Origin of the sequence: Marinobacter sp. KM021 (genome assembly GCF_050707965.1) — a bacterium.
Lineage (GTDB): Bacteria > Pseudomonadota > Gammaproteobacteria > Pseudomonadales > Oleiphilaceae > Marinobacter > Marinobacter shengliensis.
This window is the reverse complement of the sequence record NZ_CP136129.1, coordinates 547639-570985: the sequence shown is the minus strand read 5'-3', so window position 1 is coordinate 570985 and position 23347 is coordinate 547639. Positions and strand designations below refer to the sequence as shown.

General features: G+C 57.0%; 20 protein-coding genes and 1 tRNA gene. 8 read left to right on the top strand and 13 right to left on the bottom strand.

All coding sequences use genetic code 11. From position 1 onward, the window contains the following. On the top strand, positions 1 to 948 hold the full coding sequence (locus RVM24_RS02725) for an alpha-L-glutamate ligase-like protein (protein ID WP_106695359.1): 948 nt from the start codon (positions 1 to 3) through the stop codon (positions 946 to 948). A gap of 67 nt (positions 949 to 1015) precedes the next feature. Here the strand turns inward: RVM24_RS02725 and RVM24_RS02720 are convergent, their stop codons facing one another. Then, on the bottom strand, positions 1016 to 2608 hold the full coding sequence (locus RVM24_RS02720) for a BCCT family transporter (protein ID WP_106695358.1): 1593 nt from the start codon (positions 2606 to 2608) through the stop codon (positions 1016 to 1018). A 275-nt stretch (positions 2609 to 2883) separates the two neighbouring features. On the opposite strand from RVM24_RS02720, the gene RVM24_RS02715 reads away from it, so the two are divergent. Continuing rightward, on the top strand, positions 2884 to 4527 hold the full coding sequence (locus RVM24_RS02715; protein ID WP_431474918.1) for an FMN-binding glutamate synthase family protein: 1644 nt from the start codon (positions 2884 to 2886) through the stop codon (positions 4525 to 4527). A 111-nt stretch (positions 4528 to 4638) separates the two neighbouring features. Further along, positions 4639 to 4715: transfer RNA gene (locus tag RVM24_RS02710), tRNA-Pro, on the top strand. Positions 4716 to 4828: 113 nt separating this feature from the next. Here RVM24_RS02710 and RVM24_RS02705 read toward each other — a convergent pair. The 3 genes from RVM24_RS02705 to putA form a co-directional block, all read right to left on the bottom strand. Beyond that, on the bottom strand, positions 4829 to 5284 hold the full coding sequence (locus tag RVM24_RS02705; RefSeq protein ID WP_106695996.1) for a sn-glycerol-3-phosphate transporter: 456 nt from the start codon (positions 5282 to 5284) through the stop codon (positions 4829 to 4831). A gap of 68 nt (positions 5285 to 5352) precedes the next feature. Further along, on the bottom strand, positions 5353 to 6543 hold the full coding sequence (locus RVM24_RS02700; protein ID WP_431474917.1) for an MFS transporter: 1191 nt from the start codon (positions 6541 to 6543) through the stop codon (positions 5353 to 5355). Between the two features lie 319 nt (positions 6544 to 6862). Next, positions 6863 to 10492, bottom strand: a complete 3630-nt coding sequence (gene putA, locus RVM24_RS02695; RefSeq protein ID WP_431474916.1) for a bifunctional proline dehydrogenase/L-glutamate gamma-semialdehyde dehydrogenase PutA — start codon at positions 10490 to 10492, stop codon at positions 6863 to 6865. A 203-nt stretch (positions 10493 to 10695) separates the two neighbouring features. On the opposite strand from putA, the gene RVM24_RS02690 reads away from it, so the two are divergent. The 4 genes from RVM24_RS02690 to RVM24_RS02675 all read left to right on the top strand — a co-directional run bounded on the left by RVM24_RS02690 (position 10696) and on the right by RVM24_RS02675 (position 14886). Continuing rightward, positions 10696 to 11148 (top strand): Lrp/AsnC ligand binding domain-containing protein, encoded by a 453-nt coding sequence (locus RVM24_RS02690; protein WP_061331707.1) that lies wholly within the window; start codon positions 10696 to 10698, stop codon positions 11146 to 11148. Between the two features lie 9 nt (positions 11149 to 11157). After that, the gene (locus RVM24_RS02685; RefSeq protein WP_420195377.1) at positions 11158 to 12249 is read left to right on the top strand and encodes a CdaR family transcriptional regulator; all 1092 of its coding nucleotides are present in this window, start codon (positions 11158 to 11160) and stop codon (positions 12247 to 12249) included. A gap of 152 nt (positions 12250 to 12401) precedes the next feature. Next, positions 12402 to 13745: a GntP family permease gene (locus RVM24_RS02680; RefSeq protein WP_286920528.1), complete on the top strand. Its 1344-nt coding sequence runs from the start codon at positions 12402 to 12404 to the stop codon at positions 13743 to 13745. 1 nt (position 13746) lies between these two features. Next, complete coding sequence (locus RVM24_RS02675) at positions 13747 to 14886, top strand: glycerate kinase (RefSeq protein WP_286920529.1); 1140 nt, start codon at positions 13747 to 13749, stop codon at positions 14884 to 14886. On the opposite strand, the gene RVM24_RS02670 is transcribed toward RVM24_RS02675, so the two are convergent. Continuing rightward, positions 14872 to 15513 (bottom strand): Crp/Fnr family transcriptional regulator, encoded by a 642-nt coding sequence (locus tag RVM24_RS02670; protein ID WP_286920530.1) that lies wholly within the window; start codon positions 15511 to 15513, stop codon positions 14872 to 14874. The two genes, RVM24_RS02675 and RVM24_RS02670, sit on opposite strands and share 15 nt — an antisense overlap. A gap of 111 nt (positions 15514 to 15624) precedes the next feature. Here RVM24_RS02670 and RVM24_RS02665 point away from each other — a divergent pair, with 111 nt between their 5' ends. Next, entirely contained in the window at positions 15625 to 15813 is a 189-nt protein-coding gene (locus RVM24_RS02665) for a YgaP family membrane protein (RefSeq protein WP_072677717.1), read from the top strand. Positions 15814 to 15904: 91 nt separating this feature from the next. On the opposite strand, the gene RVM24_RS02660 is transcribed toward RVM24_RS02665, so the two are convergent. The 8 genes from RVM24_RS02660 to thrS form a co-directional block, all read right to left on the bottom strand. Next, complete coding sequence (locus tag RVM24_RS02660; protein WP_058093133.1) at positions 15905 to 16270, bottom strand: MerR family transcriptional regulator; 366 nt, start codon at positions 16268 to 16270, stop codon at positions 15905 to 15907. Beyond that, on the bottom strand, positions 16251 to 16553 hold the full coding sequence (ihfA, locus tag RVM24_RS02655) for an integration host factor subunit alpha (RefSeq protein WP_044386556.1): 303 nt from the start codon (positions 16551 to 16553) through the stop codon (positions 16251 to 16253). Before ihfA ends, RVM24_RS02660 begins: the two co-directional genes overlap by 20 nt. A gap of 3 nt (positions 16554 to 16556) precedes the next feature. Next, positions 16557 to 18929: a phenylalanine--tRNA ligase subunit beta gene (gene pheT / locus RVM24_RS02650; RefSeq protein WP_286920531.1), complete on the bottom strand. Its 2373-nt coding sequence runs from the start codon at positions 18927 to 18929 to the stop codon at positions 16557 to 16559. Between the two features lie 72 nt (positions 18930 to 19001). Then, entirely contained in the window at positions 19002 to 20000 is a 999-nt protein-coding gene (gene pheS, locus RVM24_RS02645) for a phenylalanine--tRNA ligase subunit alpha (protein ID WP_138436651.1), read from the bottom strand. A gap of 138 nt (positions 20001 to 20138) precedes the next feature. Beyond that, the gene (rplT, locus tag RVM24_RS02640) at positions 20139 to 20492 is read right to left on the bottom strand and encodes a 50S ribosomal protein L20 (RefSeq protein ID WP_022989373.1); all 354 of its coding nucleotides are present in this window, start codon (positions 20490 to 20492) and stop codon (positions 20139 to 20141) included. 50 nt (positions 20493 to 20542) lie between these two features. Further along, positions 20543 to 20734: a 50S ribosomal protein L35 gene (rpmI, locus tag RVM24_RS02635; RefSeq protein WP_007151842.1), complete on the bottom strand. Its 192-nt coding sequence runs from the start codon at positions 20732 to 20734 to the stop codon at positions 20543 to 20545. A 94-nt stretch (positions 20735 to 20828) separates the two neighbouring features. After that, positions 20829 to 21374: a translation initiation factor IF-3 gene (gene infC, locus RVM24_RS02630; protein ID WP_082780529.1), complete on the bottom strand. Its 546-nt coding sequence runs from the start codon at positions 21372 to 21374 to the stop codon at positions 20829 to 20831. Further along, positions 21371 to 23296 (bottom strand): threonine--tRNA ligase, encoded by a 1926-nt coding sequence (thrS, locus tag RVM24_RS02625; RefSeq protein ID WP_431474915.1) that lies wholly within the window; start codon positions 23294 to 23296, stop codon positions 21371 to 21373. Before thrS ends, infC begins: the two co-directional genes overlap by 4 nt. Positions 23297 to 23347: the final 51 nt, after the last annotated feature.

Sequence of the window (23347 nt, the reverse complement as noted above, 5' to 3'; positions counted from 1 at the left end):
ATGGACTGGATTTCCCCCAGAAAACTGAAAAAGCTTGGCATCCTGAACATGAACCGGCGAAATGTGGACTACATTTCCCGGTACAATGAACGGGAGTCTTATCCGCTGGTTGATAACAAGCTGAAAACCAAGCTGGCAGTCAGCGAATACGGCGTCAAAACCCCGGAGTTGTTGCAGGTAGTTCGCCAGCAACACGAAATATCCCATTTTCGGGAAATTGCCGAGGGGCTCGCTGGCTTCGCCATCAAGCCCGCCAAAGGTTCCGGTGGCAAAGGCATTACCGTGATCACCGGGCGAGATGGCGATGACTACGTCAAGGCCTCTGGCGCCCGTATTTCCGTGGCTATGCTCGAACGCCATCTGACCAACATTCTGGCCGGCCTCTATTCCCTGGCAGGAACGCCAGACGTCGCGATTGTGGAAGATCTGGTACAGTCCACCCCCTCCCTCGCCAGATACTCCTTCCAGGGCGTTCCGGATATCCGCATCATTATCTTCCAGGGTTATCCGGTGATGGCCATGCTGCGACTGGCCACCAAGGATTCCGATGGCAAAGCCAACCTGCACCAGGGAGCCGTTGGTGTTGGCCTGGACATAGGCACCGGCCGCAGCCTCAACGCGGTTCAGTTCAATCGCCCGATCACCCTGCACCCGGACACTGGCCTGGCATTGGAAAACATCCAGATTGACAGCTGGGAAGACATGCTGGAAATGGCGTCCCGATGCTATGAAGCCACCGGGCTGGGCTATATGGGCGTAGACCTGGTGGTCGACACCCAGAAAGGCCCCCTGCTGCTGGAACTCAACGCACGCCCTGGCCTGGCCATACAGATGGCTAACGGGGAGGGGCTGTTACCCAGGCTGAGAAACATCGAGGCCCTCAAGCGCCCCCATTTCAGCCCCAGGGAGCGTGTTCAGTACGCGATGGGAGCTTTCGGGAAATTCTGACAAATGGCAGGCCACAAAAAACCGGAGCACCAGGCTCCGGTTTTTTGTGGCCGTGAAGGCTGCTCCGTCAGAGCAGCTCACCGCGTTGCAACAACAGTTTTCGTTCGTGTGTCAGGCCTTTCAACAGGCCCCATGTCATGATCAGCAGCACGACAGTGAACGGCAGGCCGGCACTGATGGCCACCGCCTGAATGGCCCCCAGGGCGTCGTCACCGCCACCAAAGATCAAGGCTGCGGCAATCGCACCTTCCATCACCACCCAGAACACACGCTGAGCCGTCGGTGCATCGGTCTTGCCACCGGCCGTAATGCTATCGATGACCAGTGAGCCGGAATCCGACGATGTTACGAAGAACACCAGCACCAGAACAATGCCCACAAAGGAGATGATTCCGGTCAGCGGCAGGTTGGCGAACATCTGGAAAGTCGCCAGCGAGACTTCTGTCAGGCCGTCCTCTGCCAGTGCACCCATGCCTTGCTGGATCTGATCCAGGGCGGAGCCACCAAACCCACTCATCCACACGGTGGTAATCAGGGTTGGGATGATCAGTACCGCAGTTACAAACTCGCGCACTGTCCGGCCCTTGGACACCCGGGCGATAAACATACCCACGAACGGTGACCAGGAAATCCACCAGGCCCAGTAGAAGACAGTCCAGCCCTGGAACCAGGCCTCGTCTTCACGGCCAAACGGATTGCTCAGAGGCACCACGTTAGCCACGTAGGTGGATGAAGTAATCCAGATGGTCTCGACGATGGCCAGGGTCGGGCCAGCGAAAATCACGAAGGCCAGCAGGACGCCAGCGGTGACCATATTGATGTTACTGAGCACCTTGACGCCGCCATCCAGACCGCGAAGCACCGAAATCAGCGCCAATGCCGTGACACCAACAATAATGGCCATCTGAACATTGATCCCGGCGCCCATACCAAACAGGTAGTCCAGGCCCGAGGCAGCCTGCTGCGCACCAAAGCCGAGGGACGTCGCCAAACCAAAGATGGTGGCGACCACTGCCAGCACATCAATGACATGCCCAGGCCAGCCCCACACTTTATCTTTCAGGAGCGGGAAAAAGGCTGAGCGGATGGTCAGCGGCATGTTCTTGTTGTAAGCAAAGAACGCCAACGACAAGGCGACCACAGCATAGATTGCCCATGGGTGCAGACCCCAGTGGTACAGAGTCGCGCCCATGGCCATGTTACGGGCCTCGGCCGAGTTCGCCTCTACATTGAACGGCGTCTCATACCAGCCGGTGTAGTAAGCCACGGGTTCTGCTACGGCCCAGAACATCAGGCCAATCCCCATACCCGCTGCGAACAACATGGCAAACCACGACATTGTCGAGAATTCCGGCGTTGCCTCCTGACCGCCAATCCGTATTTTGCCTACGGGCATGAAGATCAGGGCCAGGCTAACCACCACAAAGATGTTGGCACTGATCAGGAAGAACCAGTCAAAGGATCCGATAATGTCCCACTTCATGCCGTCCAACGTTTCCTTGGCGGCTGTCGGGAACATCAGGGTTGCTATGACAAACAGCACAACAATGACTGATGTGACCGGGAATACCCAGTTATGGAGGTCCAGTCCAAACGGTCTTATGTTGTCCTGGCCTGCGACGTAATCCGTCTGATATTCGTCTTTCACTACCTCGCCCACGTTGGCGCCTCCTGGTCTGGTGTGACGATTGAATATTCGTTCGGGTTCATTAGCTGTGAATCTATCCTCATAGATTACAAGCTAGTCATCTTATTATTTTGAGCTCAAAACATCAAAAGTTGACATGTGTCATCACTGCACATTCAAGCATAGACCAGATTTCAGAGGCGAAAGTACAACCGGACATCTATCTGAACCCCTCCGCACTGCAAGCCGTAAGATATACTTGAACCCACGCCAATTTGGCGTGACCCGTACCAACCACAGAGGTATCCATGGCGAAAACCACCACCTTCCCGCTGCGCTACTCGGCCTATGTAATCAGCATTGCCGGTCTGATCATTTCCTTACCGATCACTTTGTGGGCAGGCGCTGGATACGTTATTCCATTGATTTTCGCTGGATTGACCACCCTGGGAACCTGGGATTTGCTCCAGAGAAGTCATACGGTAAGTCGCAACTATCCGATCATGGCGAACTTTCGCTACCTGTTTGAGTCCGTGGGGCCGGAGATCCGGCAGTACTTCATCCAGTCAGACACCGAAGAACGGCCATTCTCCCGGGAACAACGCACCATTGTTTACCAACGGGCCAAGAACGTACTCGATAAGAGACCGTTTGGCTCACAACTCGGCATGTATGAGGAGGGGTTCGAATGGATGAACCATTCCCTTACACCAAGCAAGTTGAGCTCCAGCGACTTCCGTATTGTGATCGGCAAGAACTGCGACAAGCCCTATAGCGCCAGCGTATTCAACATTTCCGCCATGAGTTTTGGCTCGCTGTCTGCCAACGCCATTCTCAGCCTGAATTCCGGCGCTCGCAAAGGCGGGTTCTACCATGACACCGGCGAGGGCTCTATCTCCCGTTACCACAGGGAGCCAGGCGGCGATCTGGTTTGGGAAATTGGTTCCGGCTATTTCGGCTGCCGACATCCGGACGGCAGCTTTAACCCGGATATGTTCCGGGAAAATGCCTGCATTGATCAGGTGAAAATGATAGAGGTCAAACTATCCCAGGGAGCAAAGCCCGGCCATGGTGGCATATTGCCTGGAGAAAAAGTAACCCCGGAGATAGCCGAAGCCCGCGGCGTTCAGATGGGCGAAGACTGCGTATCTCCTGCCAGCCATTCCGCTTTTTCCAACCCGGTGGAACTCTTGGAGTTTCTGGAGCAGCTTCGCGAACTCTCCGGTGGCAAGCCGGTCGGTTTCAAACTGGCCATTGGTCACCCCTGGGAGTGGTTTGCCATTGTTAAAGCCATGCTGGCAACCGGCAAGAAGCCTGATTTTATTGTGGTAGACGGCGGCGAAGGAGGAACCGGTGCCGCGCCCCTCGAGTTCATCAACCGGCTGGGCATGCCCATGACCGAAGCCCTGTTGCTGGTACACAACACCCTGGTAGGCACCAACCTTCGGGAAGACATCGCCATTGGCGCCGCCGGAAAGATCACCTCGGCCTTTAACATCGCCCGCACCCTGGCACTCGGTGCAGACTGGTGTAACGCCGCTCGCGGCTATATGTTTGCCCTGGGATGCATCCAGGCCCTTAACTGCCATACCGGACGCTGCCCCAGCGGGATAGCCACCCAGGACCCACGCCGGGGCACCAAGCTGGATGTGCCGCTTAAGAGCGAGCGGGTATTCAACTACCACAAGAACACGCTGGACGCCCTTCAGAACCTGCTGGAAGCTTCTGGCCTGAAACACCCCTCCGAACTGGGCCCCGAGCATATTGTCCGGCGCGTCTCCAAAACGGAAATACATAGCTATCTGGACCTGTTCCCGTTTCTGGAACCCGGCGCCCTGCAGGAAGGCAAAACCGGCCTGACGGTATTCGACAAATACTGGGAAGAAGCCCAGCCCGATACCTTTGAGCCGCCGGAATTCATCCTGAAACTGCGGGAAACCAAACTGCGATAACCCGCCGAAGAAAATCACCAGCTCCCTGTTTATTTTTATCGTGGGCTGGTGTAGACTTCGCTCCCGCTAAGCCACTGAGATAAACCTCTTTTCTTGGTGGACCGCAGTTTACGGGGCGTAGCGCAGCTTGGTAGCGCACTTGCATGGGGTGCAAGGGGTCGTAGGTTCAAATCCTACCGTCCCGACCAGAATTCCCTACACAAAACCCGGGCCGAAAGGTCCGGGTTTTGTTGTTTCTGGCTCATCAATTCTGACAACGTTATGTGCGAACCTGAACTGTCAAGGAATCCTTGACAGCTGCCTAGAACTGTAACCCTGTAGTTATCATCACGGCAGCCGCACCAAGAAAGGAAAGCTCCGAGGATACATGCTGCCCTCGAACCCCCACCGCAGGAATAATAGCGGGCGCTACGCCCAGGTGATTCAGCGGAATCTTATCCCGATACTCGCCCCGATACCCGTGCATCAGCCCACCGGTCACCTTGGCAAACACTGGCCCCGGCCCGAAATCAAAGTACCGGCCGGTGAAAACATACGCTGAACGCTGGCTGAAAGAATTCAGAAAGCTTGCTCCGCCAACCACCCAATCGTCCTCACGGGCATATTCCAGCGAGACCAGTTTCTGGTCGTTGTTGTGTTCCGGTTTGGGATTGTGGTGGGTTGTGAAAACACTGGTTTGCAGCAACCAGCGGGATTCATTGGCGTGCGCAGTATTGGCTGCGAGAACCACAATCAAGAAAATCAGTAATCTGGTCACGGAATAGCCCCTCATTTCTGCAGGCTGAATGGTAACCACCCGAGTACCGAAGTTCAATTTGCAAAGGATTACGGCTTGAACAGCTTTCGCCCTATGGGTAGCGCGGCGGCGATGGCAACACCGGAGGCGCCGAACGCCAGTGCGAAACCGCCCAACTCCAGCAGAAGGCCGAACATCAGCGGTGCCAGAAAGTGGATGGCGCGGTTGGCCATCAATCGCATTCCCAGCGCACCGGAGCGCTTGGCGCGGTCAACCGACTCCGCAAGAATAACCATGGACAAAGGCTGGGTAAGTCCTGAGCCGATACCGACCAGCACCGCGAGCAATCCCATGACGACAACCTGCTCCGTTGCACCCAGAAGCGTGATACCTGCAGACACAGTGACCAGTGACAAAAACACCGTATTCACACGGCCGCCGGCGAGTTGGATGATCGACGCCATGAACGGACGAATCACCATGGACACCCCCGCCCTGAGGCTCACCAATATCCCGATGATCACCGGGCTGATTGCAAGGCTCTCCAGATAAACTGGAAGGTAACTACCGTAAACACCGAGGGCAAACATGCCCAATACTGTCACCAGAACCGACAGCTGTACGCCGCGATTCGATTGCATCAAAGCCCACTGGGCCCGGAATCCTGCCTGCTTTCGAGTAACCTGAATGCGTTCAGTGGCCTGGCCGGTCAACCAGAACCCTACCACGCCGGCTACCAGCGCAAACGCTGCCATCACCAGAAACGCGTAGGCCGTTCCGCTGGCGCTCAGCAACAGCCCTGCCAGCAGAGGGCCGATCACCTGTCCGCCGGAAAGCCAGGTGGAGTACCAGCCAAAATACTTCTCAAGGCGCGGACCCGCGCCCAGGTTGGCAATAATGGTTTGTGCCGCCAGAACCATCTGGAGATGCGCCAGACCAACCAATAGCTGTCCCAGGACCAACCCGCCAAAACCAGGCCAGAGATGCATGGCCAGAAGCCCCGCCACCATCAGGCTGGCACCGGTTATCAGTGTTGCGCGACCGCCGAAACGACTGACCACCCCACCCAGCGGAATAGCAAGGGCCAGAGGTAACAGATACTGGGCACTCAGGACGGCACCAAGCACCAGGGGAGAGGCCCCCAGCTGCAGGCCGTAGACCGGGACCACGACGATCAGCATGGAGTACACAACAAAGCAGAGCGTCAGTGACAGGCACACTGCGAAGAAGGTTTGGGTGGATTCGGCTTCGGTGGTTTTGCTGGGTGCGGGTGTGTTCAATGTGGGCCAGCGGTGCGATTGGAGAAGTGAATTTAGAGTGAGATGTTAGCGCAGGATGGGGTCGCTTGCTACGTGGCTACGGGGTCGCTACGGGGTCTGTCCCCGAATGGGGACTGACCCCAATCGCACCAGGTATCGGGGGTTTGGAGATGGGCCGAGGTAAAAGGGGGTCAGTCCCATTCGGGGACAGACCCTTTAGCTACGGGGTCTGTCCCCGAATGGGGACTGACCCCAATCGCACCAAGCATCGGGGTTCGGAGATTGACCGAGGTAAAAGTGGGTCAGTCCCCGTTCGGGGACAGACCCTTGGGGACAGACCCTACTCGGCGGAGGCGATCAGGCTGGCGTTGCCGCCCGCGGCGGTGGTGTCTATGCACAGGTGGCGTTCGATCACGTAACGCTGGTCCAGTTTGTGCTCGGTGATGATGGGCAGCAACGCACCATCGCGCCGGGCGAGGGCCTGGCGATATTGCTTGAGCAGAGGCTTTTCGGCCACGCTGGTAATGGCGGCATAGCCCTCAAGCTGGGTCAGTGCATCCGGAGCGATCACGCCGTCGGCGGCCACTACCGGCAGGCCGGCTTTGATGGCATCCGCCAGGGCTTTTTCGGCACCCGGTGCAATCACAACCACCTTGTTGCCCTGTGACAACGCCGTGCCAGCCTGCTCTACCGCAGACTCCGCATCCGGCCCCAGGCACAAAATGGTGCCACGGGCATGGCAGGACAGGTGGTTCTGTTCGCCGGTTGGTCCTGGCATTTCTTCATAGCCCAGATCCAGAGGCGCCGGTACGTTCTTGAACCAGGGGCGCAGAGCTTCTTTACGGCGATCCGCCGCCGGTACCTCGGCCTTTTCCAGCTTGTCGATCAGCTTCTGCACCTTGTCAGCCCCGAGTACCTTGTTGCTGGACTCAGACCGTTTGTGGACCACCTCCGCTCTCAGGAAGCGACGCACGTACTGCGGGCCGCCGGCCTTCGGGCCAGTGCCAGACAAGCCCTCGCCACCAAACGGCTGAGAGCCCACGATGGCGCCAATCTGGTTCCGGTTAACGTAGGTGTTGCCCACCTTGATGCGGCTGGCAATGTGCTCAATCCGGTTATCTACCCGGCTGTGAATGCCGAAGGTCAGGCCGTAACCCTTGGCGTTCACCGCATCCACAACCTTGTCGATGTCTTTGGCTTCAAACGTAGCCACGTGCAGAACAGGGCCAAAGATTTCCTCTTCCATTTCCTCAATGCCACTCACCTGAAGCACCGCAGGGGAAACGAACAGGCCTCTCTCGGGCACCTTGATCTTCTTCAGCAGCTTGCCTTGCTGCTCGAACTTCTGGCAATGATCGTTGATCTTCTTACGGGCGTTCTCGTCGATCACCGGGCCAACGTCGGTAGACAGCAGCCAGGGGTCTCCAATGCCCAGCTCTTCCATGGCGCCATAGAGCATTTCCAGCAGGTTGTCGGCGATGTCTTTCTGCACGTACAACATGCGCAGAGCAGAACAGCGCTGGCCGGCACTCTGGAATGACGACGCCAGAACGTCCCGCACCACTTGCTCGGGCAAAGCCGTGGAATCCACGATCATGGCATTCAGACCACCGGTTTCCGCCACCAGTGGCGCGTCCGGCTCCATGTGTTCGGTCATGGCTTTGTTGATACGTTGGGCGGTCATGGTGGAACCGGTGAAGCAAACGCCATTCACCCTGGCGTCGGAGGTCAGGCCAGCACCCACGGTGGCCCCGGTGCCCGGCAGCAACTGGATAGCCGCCTTGGGAATGCCCGCCTGGTGCATCAGTTCAACCGCCCGTACCGCCAGCAGTGAGGTCTGCTCCGCCGGCTTGGCGACCACCGCATTGCCTGCCGCCAGGTTCGCCAGGATCTGGCCGGTAAAGATGGCCAGCGGGAAGTTCCAGGGGGAAATACAACAAACCACGCCAAGGGCCTCGCCCGCCTCTTTGTAACGGACACCCTCGTTGGCGTAGAACATCGCGAAATCCACCGCCTCACGAATCTCCGCCACCGCGTCCAGCAGGGACTTACCCGCTTCCCGGGTAGTCAGGGCAAAGAGCTCGTGTACGTTCTCTTCATACAGGTCGCCTACCTTACGGACCATCTCGGCGCGATCCTCCGCAGACAGCGCCGACCACTGCTTGAACCCGTCCCGGGCAGCGTCCAGGGCAGCAGACACGTCTGCCTCGGAGGCGTAGGTAATGTGGCCGACCAGATCATCCGGGTTGGCCGGATTGCGCACCTCAACCACTTCATCACTGGCGGGCTCAACGGCCAATACCGGACCGCCGTGCCATTGATGACTCTTGTAACGATTGCGGCCCTCGTCGATTTCCTCAACGGTTACCGGGTCGGTGATGTCCCAACCTTTGGAATTACGGCGTTGCTCACCAAAGAGCTTCGACGGATGCACAATCGCCTTGCTGGACAGGTTGTGCCCCAGAGTCTTCACCACATCAATCGGGTCTTTGGCAATCTCTTCCGGAGTGATACTGGTGTCCACAATCTGGTTCACGAAAGAACTGTTGGCACCGTTCTCAAGCAGGCGGCGCACCAGGTACGCCAGCAGATCTTTGTGGGCACCAACCGGAGCATAGATCCGGCAAGGTACACCGCTGTCTTCAAGCACCTGGTCGTGCAGGGATTCACCCATGCCGTGTAGCCGCTGGAACTCAAACTTGTCGCGACCCAGGCCTTTTGCCAACTCCAGCACCGCAGATACGGAATGGGCGTTGTGGGTGGCAAACTGGGGGTAAATCCGGTCTGTCATGCCCAGCAACTGCTTGGAACACGCCAAATACGACACATCGCTGCAGGCCTTGCGGGTAAACACCGGGAAGTCTGACAACCCCATCACCTGGGCCCGTTTAATTTCAGCATCCCAATAGGCACCCTTCACCAGCCGCACCATGATCCGGCGGTCCAGTTTCTCAGACAGTGCATAGAGCCAATCCAGCGTCTGGGACGCCCGCTTGGCAAAGGCCTGGACCACCACGCCAAAACCATCCCAGCCTTTCAGTGACGGTTCCGACAGAATCGCTTCAATCACATCCAGGGACAGGTCGAGCCTGTCCTGCTCTTCCGCGTCAATATTGAACCCCATATTGGCCGCTGCGGCCTTCTGGGCCAGTTTCAGGGCCCGGGGCATCAACTCATTCATCACCCGCTCTTTGTTACCGTACTCATAGCGGGCCAGCAGTGCGGACAGCTTTACCGAAATACCCGGATTGGTGCGCACATCACCTTCGCAGCGCTTGCTGATGCTGTCGATAGCATCGGAGTACGCCTGGTAGTAACGCTGGGCGTCGGCATCGGTACGGGCAGCCTCACCCAGCATGTCATAGGAATAGGTGTAGCCTCTTGCTTCCTGGGCCTTGCCACGCTCCTGCGCTTCTTCGATATCCCGGCCCAACACGAACTGTCGGCCCATTTCTTTCATGGCCTGCCCCGCCACGGTACGAACCACCGGCTCGCCAAGGCGCTTGACCAGTTTGCGCAGGGTATCCCCCACGCTCTGGCGCTCGGAGTCCTTCAACAGGTTACTGGTCATCAACAAGGCCAGGGTGGCCGAATTGATCAGTCCGGATTTGGCCTTGCCCACGTGGGCGCCCCAGTTACCGGATGTAATTTTGTCTTCGATGAGATCATGGATGGTCAGGTTATCCGGAACCCGCAACAGCGCCTCGGCCAGACACATCAAGGCCACGCCCTCTTTGGTGGTCAACCCGTACTCGGAAAGGAATTTTTCCATAATGGTCGGGCGGGCACTGCCACGGACGCTGCGAACCAGATCGGCCGCCCGGGCAGAGATCGCCACCCGAGCGTCATCGGAGAGCTGAGCCTCAGCAATCAATCGATGAATAACCTCATACTCGTCCGCCAGGTAGTTGGCACGAATGGCCTTGCGGATGTTATGAAGCTCTGACGTCATGGATTGCTGTGGACTCATGGGGGATACCCTCCTGCTTATTGGAATACTGTCCGCATTTTAACGAAGCCGCTATATACTATTTACCTATTCAGGTCGAAATTGGTTTACCTTTTTCCTTTTTTGAATTGAAATTACAAACTCATTACCCCTAATTCAGGCCAAGAACAGGAATTATTACCTGGGCACAAAAAACAGACCGACTTTCTAAAAGGATAGCAGCCATGGCGGATCTGGACAGGATTGACCTCTCGATCATCCGGGAACTACAGAAGAACGGCCGCATAACCGTGACAGACCTTGCCTCCCGGGTAGGCCTCTCCAAGACTCCCTGCCAGATCCGGATGCGGCGCCTGGAGGAGCAGGGCTACATCACCGGCTACAGCGCCATGGTGAACCAGACCAAGCTTGGCTTGTCGCACGTAGCTTTTGCCCAGGTCACCCTGAACGACACCAGCAGCAAGGCGCTGGCGGCGTTCAACACGGCGGTTCGGCAAATCTCCGCAGTTGAGCAATGCCATATGATGGCTGCCAACTTCGACTACCTTCTTAAAGTCAGAACCAAAAACATGGCCGAGTACCGGCAAGTGCTTGGCGAACAGATCTCCAGCCTGCCCCATGTGCTGCAAACCAGCACCTTTGTAGTAATGGAAAGCGTTAAAGACCGCGGCCTGTGAGGAACAACGATGAACACTCTTGACCAGGCCACCGCCCAACGGATCGTGGACCGGGCCATGCCCGTCATTGGCCACTCGGTGAACGTGATGACACCGGAAGGCATCATCATTGCTTCTGGCGACTCACGGCGGGTGGGTGAAATGCACGAGGGAGCCAGAACCGTCGCCAAGACCGGAACCCCCCTGGTGGTAGATGAGGCCCAAGCGGGCGAATACCCGGGGGTCAGGCCCGGGGTCAACCTGCCCGTAGTGATGTCCGGATCGGTGGTAGCCGTTGTCGGCATTTCCGGCACCCCTGATAAAGTACTGCCCTACGCCGACCTGCTGCGAATTACCGCAGAACTGATTCTGGAGCAGGCAGCGCTGATCGAAGTGACTCGTCACCGCCGGAACCAGATACAGAATACCCTTCAGGCCCTGCTCGACGGTGAACTGGTTCCCGAGGACTGGCCACAACAAATCGGTCTGGACCTTCACAAGCCAAGAATTGCGGTTGTACTGGCGGCGAATAAGCCGACCTCACCCTGGCCACCCGATATGGCTACTTTGTCCAGAGACCTCGAACGCACCGAGCCCGAGGCACTGGTGTTACTTACCCGACAGCGATATCTCGCCTTCTTCTTTACCGAACGCCCGGCGGCAGAGGCCTTGAATGCGGCCTTGGGGCGCATCCCTGCAACGAGCCGGAATTCAGTGTCTGCCGCTACCGGCACGGTATTTCACAGCAATCTGAAAGCCTGTTATGAGTCTGCCGAAGCTACCCTGAAGGCAGGTAACCAACGCCAGCCCTCGGGTGGGCACTTCTCATTTCAGGATTTTCCACTGGCAGCACTCTGGCAAAGCCTGAGCCCCGGTTGGCAGCAACTCCAGCTTAACCAGGCCATTCGCCCCCTGCTAGCCCACCCGCGCCGGGAGCAATACCTCAAAACCCTGAGAACCTTTATAGAGGCAGACGGAGACATTCAACGCTGCGCGAGCCAGCTGCACCTACACCGGAACTCCGTTCGCTACCGGCTCAAGGGCATTGAAACCCTGACCGGCTGGTCCCCTTTTCGGCTGGAAGACCTGCTGTTTTTGTACATGGCTATGGAAAACCGCTGACCAAAGTTATGCATATGCACAGTTTAGTCGCACAAAAATAGAGCATCTTTGGTCAAATGAATAACGAACAATTGGCAATCAGCTTTTACACTTAGCACCACAAGACCGACCAAAAGAGTCGGATAAAAACAGAGCCTTTCTGGAGATTGCCAATGCATCTGGTGCTGATTCTGGTCGCAGTCATAATTTTTATTGTGTTCGCCACCAGCCGACTGAAACTGAACCCCTTTATTACCCTGCTGCTGGCGTCTTTCCTGGCCGCATTCGCTTTTGGCCTGCCGCTGTCTGAAATAGAGACCACCATCCGCGCCGGCTTTGGAAACATCCTGGGCTACATCGGCCTGGTGATTGTTCTGGGCACCATTATAGGGGTTATTCTGGAGCGCACGGGGGCCGCTATTGTGATGGCGGAAACCATCATTAAACTGCTGGGCCAGAAGTTCCCCACGCTCACGATGTCTCTGGTGGGTTTTATCGTATCGATACCGGTGTTCTGCGATTCAGGCTATGTCATTCTCAACAGCCTCAAACGCTCCATGGCCCGCACCCTGAGCGTATCCCCGGTCGCCATGACCGTTGCCCTGTCCACCGGCCTGTTTGCCACCCACACCCTGGTACCGCCCACGCCAGGCCCCATCGCCGCCGCCGGCAATCTCGGATTGGAGAACAATCTTGGCCTGGTCATAGGTGTTGGCCTGATCTTCGCCATCATCGCAGCACTGGCCGGTTTGTTCTGGGCTTCCCGCTGCAAGAATATGACCAGCACCGAGCTGGAACAGGCTGAAGAGGCCTTTGAAGAAGCGCGCCAACACTATGGCGAACTACCCTCTGCCGGTAAGGCATTCGCTCCCATCTTTGTGCCTATTCTGTTGATCTGCGTTGGTTCGGTCGCCAGTTACCCTACCGCTCCGCTCGGTGACGGACTGCTCTACGAGATACTGAATTTCCTGGGCAAACCGCTTAATGCCCTGCTGATTGGCCTTGGCTTTGCCCTTACCCTGCTGCAAGGCAAGGGCAAACTGGACGAGTTCGGCCGCCACACCAGCAAAGGTCTTGAAGTTGCGGCACCGATCATTCTGATTACCGGTGCCGGTGGTGCCTTCGGTGCGGTTCTGGCCGCCACGCCGCTGGGAAGCTATCTGGGCGATACGCTTTCTACCCTGGGCCTTGGCGTTCTGATGCCCTTTATTGTTGCCGCTGCCCTTAAATCTGCTCAAGGCTCATCAACGGTTGCATTGGTTACTGCATCAGCGCTTGTCGCGCCCCTGCTACCGCAGCTGGGCCTGGACTCCGACATGGGCCGGGTGCTGACTGTCATGGCCGTTGGCGCAGGCGCCATGACCGTGTCCCATGCCAACGACAGTTACTTCTGGGTCGTGTCCCAGTTCAGCAAGATGACCGTCGCTACGGCGTACAAGTCCCACACGACGGCAACACTGATCATGGGCCTTGTGACCATTGCCGCCGTGTGGCTCACTTCTCTCGCGGTACTTTGATATGCGGATTGTGATTGCTCCGGACTCCTTCAAGGAATGCCTGGCCGCCGAACAGGTGGCCCAGGCGATTGCCCGGGGCTGGCGACAGGCAGCCCCGGATGACCAGCTTGTGACGGTGCCGCTGGCCGATGGCGGTGAAGGCACCACCCGGGCTCTGACGGAGGCGCGCCGGGGGCAGCTTCACACGGTTAAGGTCACCGGGCCTATGGGTGAACTCGTCTCAGCTCACTACGGTCTGGTTAATGATGGCGAGATTGCCATTGTTGAGGTCGCCGAGGCCAGCGGCTTGCACTGTGTGCCGGCCCGCAGCCGAAATGCCCTGACAGCGTCCAGCGTTGGTACCGGTGAGCTGATACTGGCTGCCCTTGAGCACAAACCCAAAACCCTGATCATGGGCCTGGGCGGCAGCGCCACCACCGATGGTGGCGCTGGCATATTGCAAGCCCTCGGGGCACGTCTTCTGGATCACGGTGGCCACCCCATACCGGGCGGCGGTAACGGCCTGGCAGAACTGGCCAGCCTGGACCTGGCCCCTGCTCTGGAGCGATTGGCCGGAGTAAACCTGGTTGTGGCCTGCGACGTCAACAACCCTCTGTTGGGGCCGAATGGCGCGGCAGCGGTGTTCGGGCCGCAGAAAGGCGCTGACTCCCGGCAAGTGGTGGAGCTGGATCGCAATCTGGGGCACTTTGCCCGCCTGGTGGAACAGCAAGGAATGGATATTGCCAGCTTTCCGGGCAGTGGCGCAGCGGGTGGAATCGGCGGCATGGTTGCGGGTATTCTGGGGGCGGAACTGCGCCCGGGTATAGAGCTGGTGATGGAAACCGTGGAGCTGGAAAGCCATCTGGCCCAGGCGGACCTGGTGATCACTGCCGAAGGGGCGATTGACTCCCAGAGCGCCTACGGCAAAACCCCTGCCGGCGTTGCTTCGCTGGCAAAAAAATACGGTGTTCCGGTGATTGGCTTGGCAGGGAAACTGGGGGCGGAACTGGGAGAATTGCACCGCCTCGGGTTGTCTGCTGCCTTTTCCATTACCCCTGCACCGATGGAACTGCAGGAGGCCTACACCCAGGCCGCCGATAATCTGGAAACAACCGCAGGGCAGCTGGCACGACTGGTGCACAGCGTTTCAGGCAGGCGCTAGCTTATCGGCAAGCCCCGTCAGCTCAATCTTGCCGCGGGCCAACCTGACCTGATCCTGCCGCTCCAGCTCCTTCAGCAGGCGGCTGACCACTTCTCTAGCCGTGCCCAGCTCAATCCCCAGCTCCTGATGGGTAATGGTCAGCACCCGCTGGCCATGACTCGCCCGCGCCAGCAACCACTCTTCCAGGCGCTCATCCATCCGGCGAAACGCCACCTCCTCCACCAGCAACATGAGATCGTCGAGGCGCTTTCCGTAAGACTCCATAATCGCCAGGCGAAACTCGGCGGACTGGTCCATCAGCCGGTCAAAAAGCCCTCGAGGGATGATCGCCGCTTCCGCCTCTTCCTCAACGATGGCCTCGGCCCGGTAGCCACGGCCGGTCATCAGGCAGCCAATCGACAAGGTGCATATATCATCAGCACCCATCCGGTACAACACGATGCCCTGCCCGGAAACGCCGGTCATCTGGACCTTGATGCTGCCATCAAGCACCAATGGCAGCCCCCGGCAATGCTCCCCGGCGCTGAAAAGCACCTGCCCTGGAGGAAATCGCATAACACTGATCGACGTCAGCGTGTCTTTGCGCAGGCTTTCGTTAAGGGTTTCCAGAATACTGTGTTTCGCCATTATTGGCTCCGGACGAATAATCTTGGTTGGCTGTGTGACTTTATCACTGAACGCTCGTCGCCGCAGGCCTATAGTGCCAGCATCACCCGACATCAAACAGGAGAGACAAAGATGACGGTAAACATGGGTTCAGCGGACCGGATTATTCGCGCCATTGTTGGCGTTATTCTGATTGCCCTGGTGTTTGTAGGGCCACAAACGGCCTGGGGCTGGATTGGTGTGGTGCCCCTGGCCACCGCTGCCATTGGCAACTGCCCCGCCTATTCCCTGCTGGGCATCAAAACCTGCAAAACCAAATAGGCAGAAAGCGCACGCCAGAAAGCATAAAGGCCGGAGTGGGTACCCACTCCGGCCTTTCATCAACGGCTTACACTGCGTTCCCCGAGGCAACTTACCGGGCGGGGGAATTCAGCACATCCAGCACTTCTTCCAGCTCGGTGATCATTTGCCGGATCAGTTGCTTGTACTGGGAGGTGTCGTCTTTGACTTCAGAGCTGCTCAGCTTCTGCTTGGCGCCACCAATGGTGTACCCCTGATCGTAAAGCAGACTGCGAATCTGACGAATGGTAATCACATCCGCCCGCTGGTAGTAACGACGATTGCCCCGGCGCTTGACCGGCGACAACTGGGGAAACTCCTGCTCCCAATAGCGCAATACGTGGGCTTTTACAGCACACAAATCGGCCACTTCACCAATCGTGAAATAGCGTTTCCCCGGAATGGCGGGGAGCTCGTTGTTATGACTCGGTTCCAGCATACGCTTCTACTTTCTGCTTCAGTTTCTGACCTGGTCGAAACGTAACTACGCGTCGTGCACTGATGGGAATTTCTTCACCCGTTTTCGGGTTCCGTCCCGGCCGCTGCTTCTTGTCCCTGAGATCGAAGTTGCCAAACCCCGACAACTTCACCTGCTCGTTGTGGCTGAGTGCGCCCCTGATTTCATCGAAGAAAGCTTCTACCATTTCCTTGGCCTCACGCTTGTTAAGACCCAACTCCTCGTACAAGCGCTCTGCCATGTCCGCTTTCGTCAAAGCCGCCATTTCTCAACTCCTCAGTGTTGCCCCCAGCTCTTCTTTCAAGGCATCAATAACGCCGTTGAAGAGCGAATGCACTTCATCTTCATTGAGCGTGCGTTCGGGATGCTGCCAAAACAGGCTGAGCGCCAGGCTTCGGTTGCCTTCACCCAGGCTTTCGCCTTCATAGACATCAAACACACGCAACGCCGTAAGGTGTTCACCAGCATGCCTCCTGGCCACATGCTCAACCTGGGCGAACGCCACATCGCTCCCGATAATAATAGCCAAATCCCGCCGAACTTCCGGAAATTTTGAAATATCTTTGAAATTAGGCACATATCCGGTAACGATCGAATTCAAGAATAGCTCAAACATCAGGATCGTGCCATTAAGTTCAAGATTTTTCTGAACTTGTGGGTGCAACGTGCCCAACCAGCCCACATGTTCACCGTCACGCAACAATTCAGCGGTCTGGCCCGGGTGCAGCGCCGGATGCTGGCTGGCGATGAACTGAATCTCGATACCCAGCACACGGAACAGGCTTTCCAACTCTCCTTTTACATCAAAGAAGTCCGCTGTTCTGCGACCGTTTACCCAGTTTTCTGGTGCCTGATTGCCCACCACCACACCGGCTAGCATCGGCTGCTGGTCGATCTCACCGTCATTTTTCTCAAACCTGAGACCGGTTTCAAACAGACGGATGCGGGGCTGCTGGCGGTTCTGGTTGTGCACCGCTGTCTTCAACAGGCCGCTCCACAGGGTGGTACGCATCACTGACAAATCCGCCGAAATCGGATTGGCCAGAGCAATGCCTTCCCGCTCTGGATCAATCAGCTGTTGTACCTTCGGATCAACAAAGCTGTAGGTAACTGCTTCCTGGTAGCCCTGCGCCACGAAGAAGTTGCGAATGGCCGACAACGGCCGTACCGCCTCTTCCCTCGCCCGCAAGCCAAGGGAGCCCGTTGGCTCGGTCACCGGCAGGTTGTTGTAACCGAAGATACGACCGACTTCCTCGATCAGGTCTTCTTCGATGGAAATGTCCGGGCGGAAGCTGGGCACACTGATGCGCCAGCCGTCTTTCAGTAACTTGTCGATATGCAGACCAAGACGAGACAGGATTTCTTCCACCGTGGTGCGGTCAATCGCCAGGCCCAGCACATCGGCCAGGCGTTTTTCCCTCAGATCGATCACTCTCGCTTTCGGCAAGTGCTCCTGGCTAGCCACTTCCACGATTTCTCCGGGCTCGCCACCAACAATGTCCATCAGCAGGCGCGTTGCCCGCTCCATGGCATCGCGAGCCAGTTGGTAATCAACACCACGCTCAAAACGGTGGGAGGCATCGGTGTGCAAACCATATTCGCGGGCCTTACCCGCCAGGGTAATGGGATCGAAATAGGCCGACTCCAGCACCAGGTCCCGGGTTTTCGGGCTCACCCCGGAGTGCTCCCCACCCATAACGCCGGCAATGGCAATCGGCTTCTGGTGGTCCGCAATCAGGAGGGTTTCCGGAGTCAATTCAACTTCCTGACCATCCAGCAGCACCAGTTTTTCGCCTGCCTTGGCCATACGCACAATGATACCGCCACTGATCTCGTCACGGTCGAAGGCGTGCATGGGCTGGCCAAGCTCCAGCATCACGTAATTGGTGACATCCACTGCGGCATCAATGGACCGGATACCGGAACGGCGCAGCTTTTCCTGCATCCACAAGGGTGTTTCCGCCTGCAGGTTGACGTTACGCAGAACGCGCCCCAGGTAACGGGGGCAACCTTCCGGCGCCTCTACGCGGATATCCGGCACTTCCGAATGCACCGCTTCCACCGGAGCAATGTCTGGTGCCTCTACCAGCAGGCTGTTCAGAACACCCACTTCCCGGGCCAACCCCTTGATGGACAAGCAATCACTGCGGTTCGGAGTGAGGTCAACATCAATGGCGATGTCGTTGAGCTTCAGGTAATCCGCTACGTCCTGACCAACCGGCGCATCAACAGGCAATTCCATCAGGCCATCGTGATTTTCAGACAGCGCCAGTTCGGATTCGGAGCAGAGCATGCCTTCGGAAGGCTGGCCACGCAGCTTGGCCTTCTTGATCTTGAAGTTACCGGGCAACACCGCACCAACCACCGCAAACGGCACTTTCAGGCCGGCGCGCACATTGGGAGCGCCACAAACCACCTGAACGGTATTGGTACCGTCACTCACCTGACACACACGCAGCTTGTCAGCATCCGGGTGGGGTTCGGCGGAAATCACCTCGCCAACCACCACACCGCTGAACTCCCCGGCCACCGGCTCAAAGCCATCCACTTCCAGCCCGGCCATGGTGATCTGGTCCATCAATTCCTGGGATCCAAGGTTCGGGTTAACCCACTCGCGCAGCCACTGTTCACTGAATTTCATCGTTCTTGCCTTGTCCTGATGCGGTTTATGCGGTTGATTCTGAGCTCTGCGTACGTCGTCCTGCCCCTGGGCTTAACGGAACTGACGCAGGAAACGCAGGTCGTTTTCGAAGAACATGCGCAGATCTTTCACGCCGTAGCGGAGCATGGCCAGGCGTTCAACGCCCAGACCAAAGGCAAAGCCACGATATTCTTCGGCATCAATACCGCAATGCTCGAACACTTTCGGGTGCACCATGCCGCAGCCCATCACTTCCAGCCACTTGATGCTGCCGTCTGCTTCCCGGCCCCACTCGATATCCACCTCCGCGGAGGGCTCGGTGAACGGGAAATACGACGGACGAAAACGTACTTTCAGATCACGCTCGAAGAACACCCGCAGGAATTCTTCCACCGTGCTTTTCAGATCCGCAAAGCTGACGTTCTTCTCAACCAGCAACCCCTCCACCTGGTGGAACATGGGGGTGTGAGTCATATCCGAATCGCAGCGGTACACGCGGCCCGGGCAGATCATCCGGAATGGCGGCTTGCCGGCTTCCATGGTGCGGATCTGAACCGGAGAGGTATGGGTCCGCAGCAGAGTGCCGGGATTGAAATAGAAGGTATCGTGCATGGCACGGGCCGGGTGATGCCCGGGAATATTCAGCGCTTCGAAGTTATGGTAGTCATCTTCGATTTCCGGCCCCTGCTCCACGCTGTAACCGGCGCGGGCAAAAATGTCCTCAATACGCTGCAGGGTGCGGGTGACCGGGTGCAAGCCCCCCAGGTCCTGGCCACGGCCGGGCAAGGTCACATCAATGGATTCGCTGGCCAGCTTCGCCTCTATGGCGGCTGTCTCAAGATCTGCCCGGCGCGCATTGATAGCTTGCTCAACCTGCCCCTTGGCTTCATTGATCTTCTGGCCGGCGGCAGGACGCTCCTCCGCAGAGAGTTTACCCAGGGTTTTCGCCTGCTGGGTGATTACCCCCTTCTTGCCGAGATATTCCACGCGAATTTGATCAAGTGCCTGAAGGTCGCTCGCGTTTTCTACCGCGTTCAACCCGTCCTGAACCAGTTGCTCCAGGTTTTCCATTGACCCTGCTCCAAACCAGAAATGGGGTAGGTTAAAACAAAAATAGGGGAAGAGCGTGCCCTTCCCCTATCAGAGGGCGCATTCACGATGACATGAAGCACCCGGATCGATCAGTAATCGATGAAAGAGCTTAAGCGATCACAGGGATGCTTTGGCCTTCTCAACCACAGCGGCAAACGCCTGCTGCTCGTTCATGGCCAGATCAGCCAGAACCTTACGATCGATTTCAACATTCGCCTTCTTCAGGCCAGCGATCAGACGGCTGTACGACAGGCCGTTTGCACGGGCGCCAGCGTTGATACGGGCAATCCACAGAGCGCGGAAAGCGCGCTTACGGTTGCGACGGTCACGGTAGGCATACTGACCAGCCTTGATAACCGCCTGCTTGGCAACGCGGAATACACGACTACGAGCGCCGTAGTAACCCTTGGCCTGCTTGAGAATCTTCTTGTGACGACGACGTGCTACCACGCCACGCTTTACACGAGCCATACTTTAATCCTTCTACCTTTACTTTCTAAGGAACGTTTCGCGCGGCTGGATCAGCACGCGGTCATGCGCTTGATAGATGCAACATCCGACTTGGCGATGAGCTTGGTGCCGCGCAGCTGACGCTTACGCTTCGGGCTCTTCTTGGTCAGGATGTGACTGGTGAAGGACTGCTTGTGCTTGAAGCCGGTGGCGGTCTTCTTGAACCGCTTGGTAGCTCCGCTTTTGGTTTTCATCTTCGGCATTTTTAAAACTCCGCATTCTATTATGAATAAAAACAACTGTGCCCCTGAACGACAAATCCCCCGCCGCTGCGGGGGACCCGTGCTGGGATCAGGTTCACTTCTTCTTGCGGGGAGCCACAATCATGGTCATCTGCCGGCCTTCCATTTTCGGCCGCATCTCAACCGTTGCAAGTTCTTCGATGTCGGTTTCAATCCGAGCCATGAGTTTCATACCAATTTCCTGGTGTGCCATCTCACGGCCGCGGAACCGAATCGTGATCTTGCCGCGATCCCCGTTCTCAAGGAAACGTACCAGGTTGCGTAGTTTGACCTGATAATCCCCTTCTTCCGTTCCTGGTCGGAACTTCAGCTCTTTGACCTGCGTCTGCTTCTGCTTTTTCTTGGCAGCCGCCTTGGCCTTTTTCTCTTCAAAAATTTTCTTGCCGTAGTCCATTATCTTACAGACGATCGGATCGGAATCCGTAACCTGCACCAGATCAAGGGTGGCTTCTTCCGCCATGCGGATCGCGTCCTCGATGGGTACTATCCCGACCTGATTGCCTTCGGCATCAATCAGACGGACTTCAGTTGCGTCAATGTTCTCATTGATAGGCGCTTTTGGAGTACGCCCACCCCGATTCGTTCGCTGTTTAATAATCAGATCTCCGTTTTGTTTCTGCCTTTTCGGTCGACGTCAGCTGCAAGCAGCTGTTCAAACTCGTCGACAGACATGGTGCCCAGATCTTCGCCTTTGCGAGTTCTTACTGCAACGGCGTTGTTCTCGATTTCTTTATCGCCAACAACGATCAGGTAGGGAACCTTGTTAAGAGTATGCTCGCGGATTTTAAAGCCGATCTTCTCGTTTCTCAAGTCAGCATTAACCCGATAACCCAAAGAATCCCACTTTTTGGCCAGATTCTGACAATAATCACGCTGGTTATCGGTAATATTCAGCACCGCAACCTGTGTCGGAGCAAGCCACGTGGGGAATGCGCCTTCGTATTCTTCGATCAGTATACCGATAAACCGCTCAAAAGACCCGAGAACCGCCCGATGCAGCATAACGGGAGTTTTCCGCTCGGAATTATCGGCCACATATTGGGCACCCAGGCGGCCTGGCATTGAGAAATCCACCTGAATGGTACCACACTGCCAAACCCGGCCGAGACAGTCTTTCAGGGAATACTCAATTTTGGGACCGTAGAAGGCACCCTCGCCCGGCAACAATTCCCAATCAACACCCTCGCGGTTCAGGGCTTCTTCAAGAGCAGCCTCCGCCTTGTCCCAGACCTCGTCCGAACCTACGCGCTTCTCCGGGCGAGTGGACAATTTGTACAGAATCTCGGTAAAACCGAAGTCCTCATACACTTCGTGCAGCATTTTCATGAACGCCGACACTTCTTCCTGGATGGCGTCTTCTTCACAGAAGATATGGGCATCATCCTGAGTGAATCCGCGCACCCGCATCAGGCCATGAAGAGCCCCGGAGGCTTCATTTCGGTGGCATGAGCCGAATTCTGCCAGGCGCAGCGGCAGGTCCTTATAGCTTTTCAGACCCTGATTGAACACCTGTACGTGGCACGGGCAGTTCATGGGCTTGATGGCGTAATCGTGCTTCTCGGACTCGGTGGTGAACATGCCATCCTTGAACTTGTCCCAGTGCCCGGACTTCTCCCAGAGCGTGCGGGACACCACCTGCGGTGTTTTGATTTCCTTGTAGCCATGCTGGTGCTGCTTGGCCCGCATGTACTGCTCAACTTCCTGGTACAGGGACCAGCCATCCGGATGCCAGAACACCATGCCGGGAGCTTCCTCCTGCATGTGGAACAGGCCCAGCTTCTTGCCAATCTTTCGGTGATCCCGCTTTTCGGCCTCTTCCAGGCGATGCAGATAGGTTTTCAGGTCTTTCTTGTTACCCCAGGCCGTGCCGTAGATACGCTGCAATTGTTCATTGCTGGTATCACCGCGCCAGTAGGCACCCGCAACCTTGGTGAGCTTGAACGCTTTCAGCTTGCCGGTGCTGGGCACGTGAGGACCACGGCACAGGTCAATAAAGTCACCTTGACTATAGAACGACAGATCTTCCTCACCGGGGATATCCTCGATGATCCGAACCTTGTATTCCTCACCCATTTTTTCAAACAGTTTGACCGCTTCCTCCCGGGACATGATGGAACGGGAGACCGGCAGGTCCTGTTTGGCGAGTTCTTCCATACGCTTTTCGATGCGCGCCAGGTCTTCGTTGGTAAACGGGCGCTCGTATTTGAAGTCGTAGTAGAAACCGTTCTCGATCACCGGCCCGATGGTTACCTGGGCGCCAGGGAACAGATCTTGTACCGCCATGGCCATCAGGTGGGCGGTTGAGTGACGAATCACGTCTACACCGTCTTCATCGCGCTCGGTTACGATGGCCAGCTCTACATCGTTTTCGATCAGATGACTGGTATCCACGAGCTTGCCATTCACTTTTCCGGCCAGGGCGGCCTTTGCAAGGCCTGCACCAATATCGGCGGCCACATCATGAACGGTAACGGGTTCGGCAAAACTGCGATGACTGCCATCCGGCAGGGTAACGACGGGCATGATTCTCTCCTGATGGTTTCTCAGCGGTGATCTATACCAAAGATCACATGG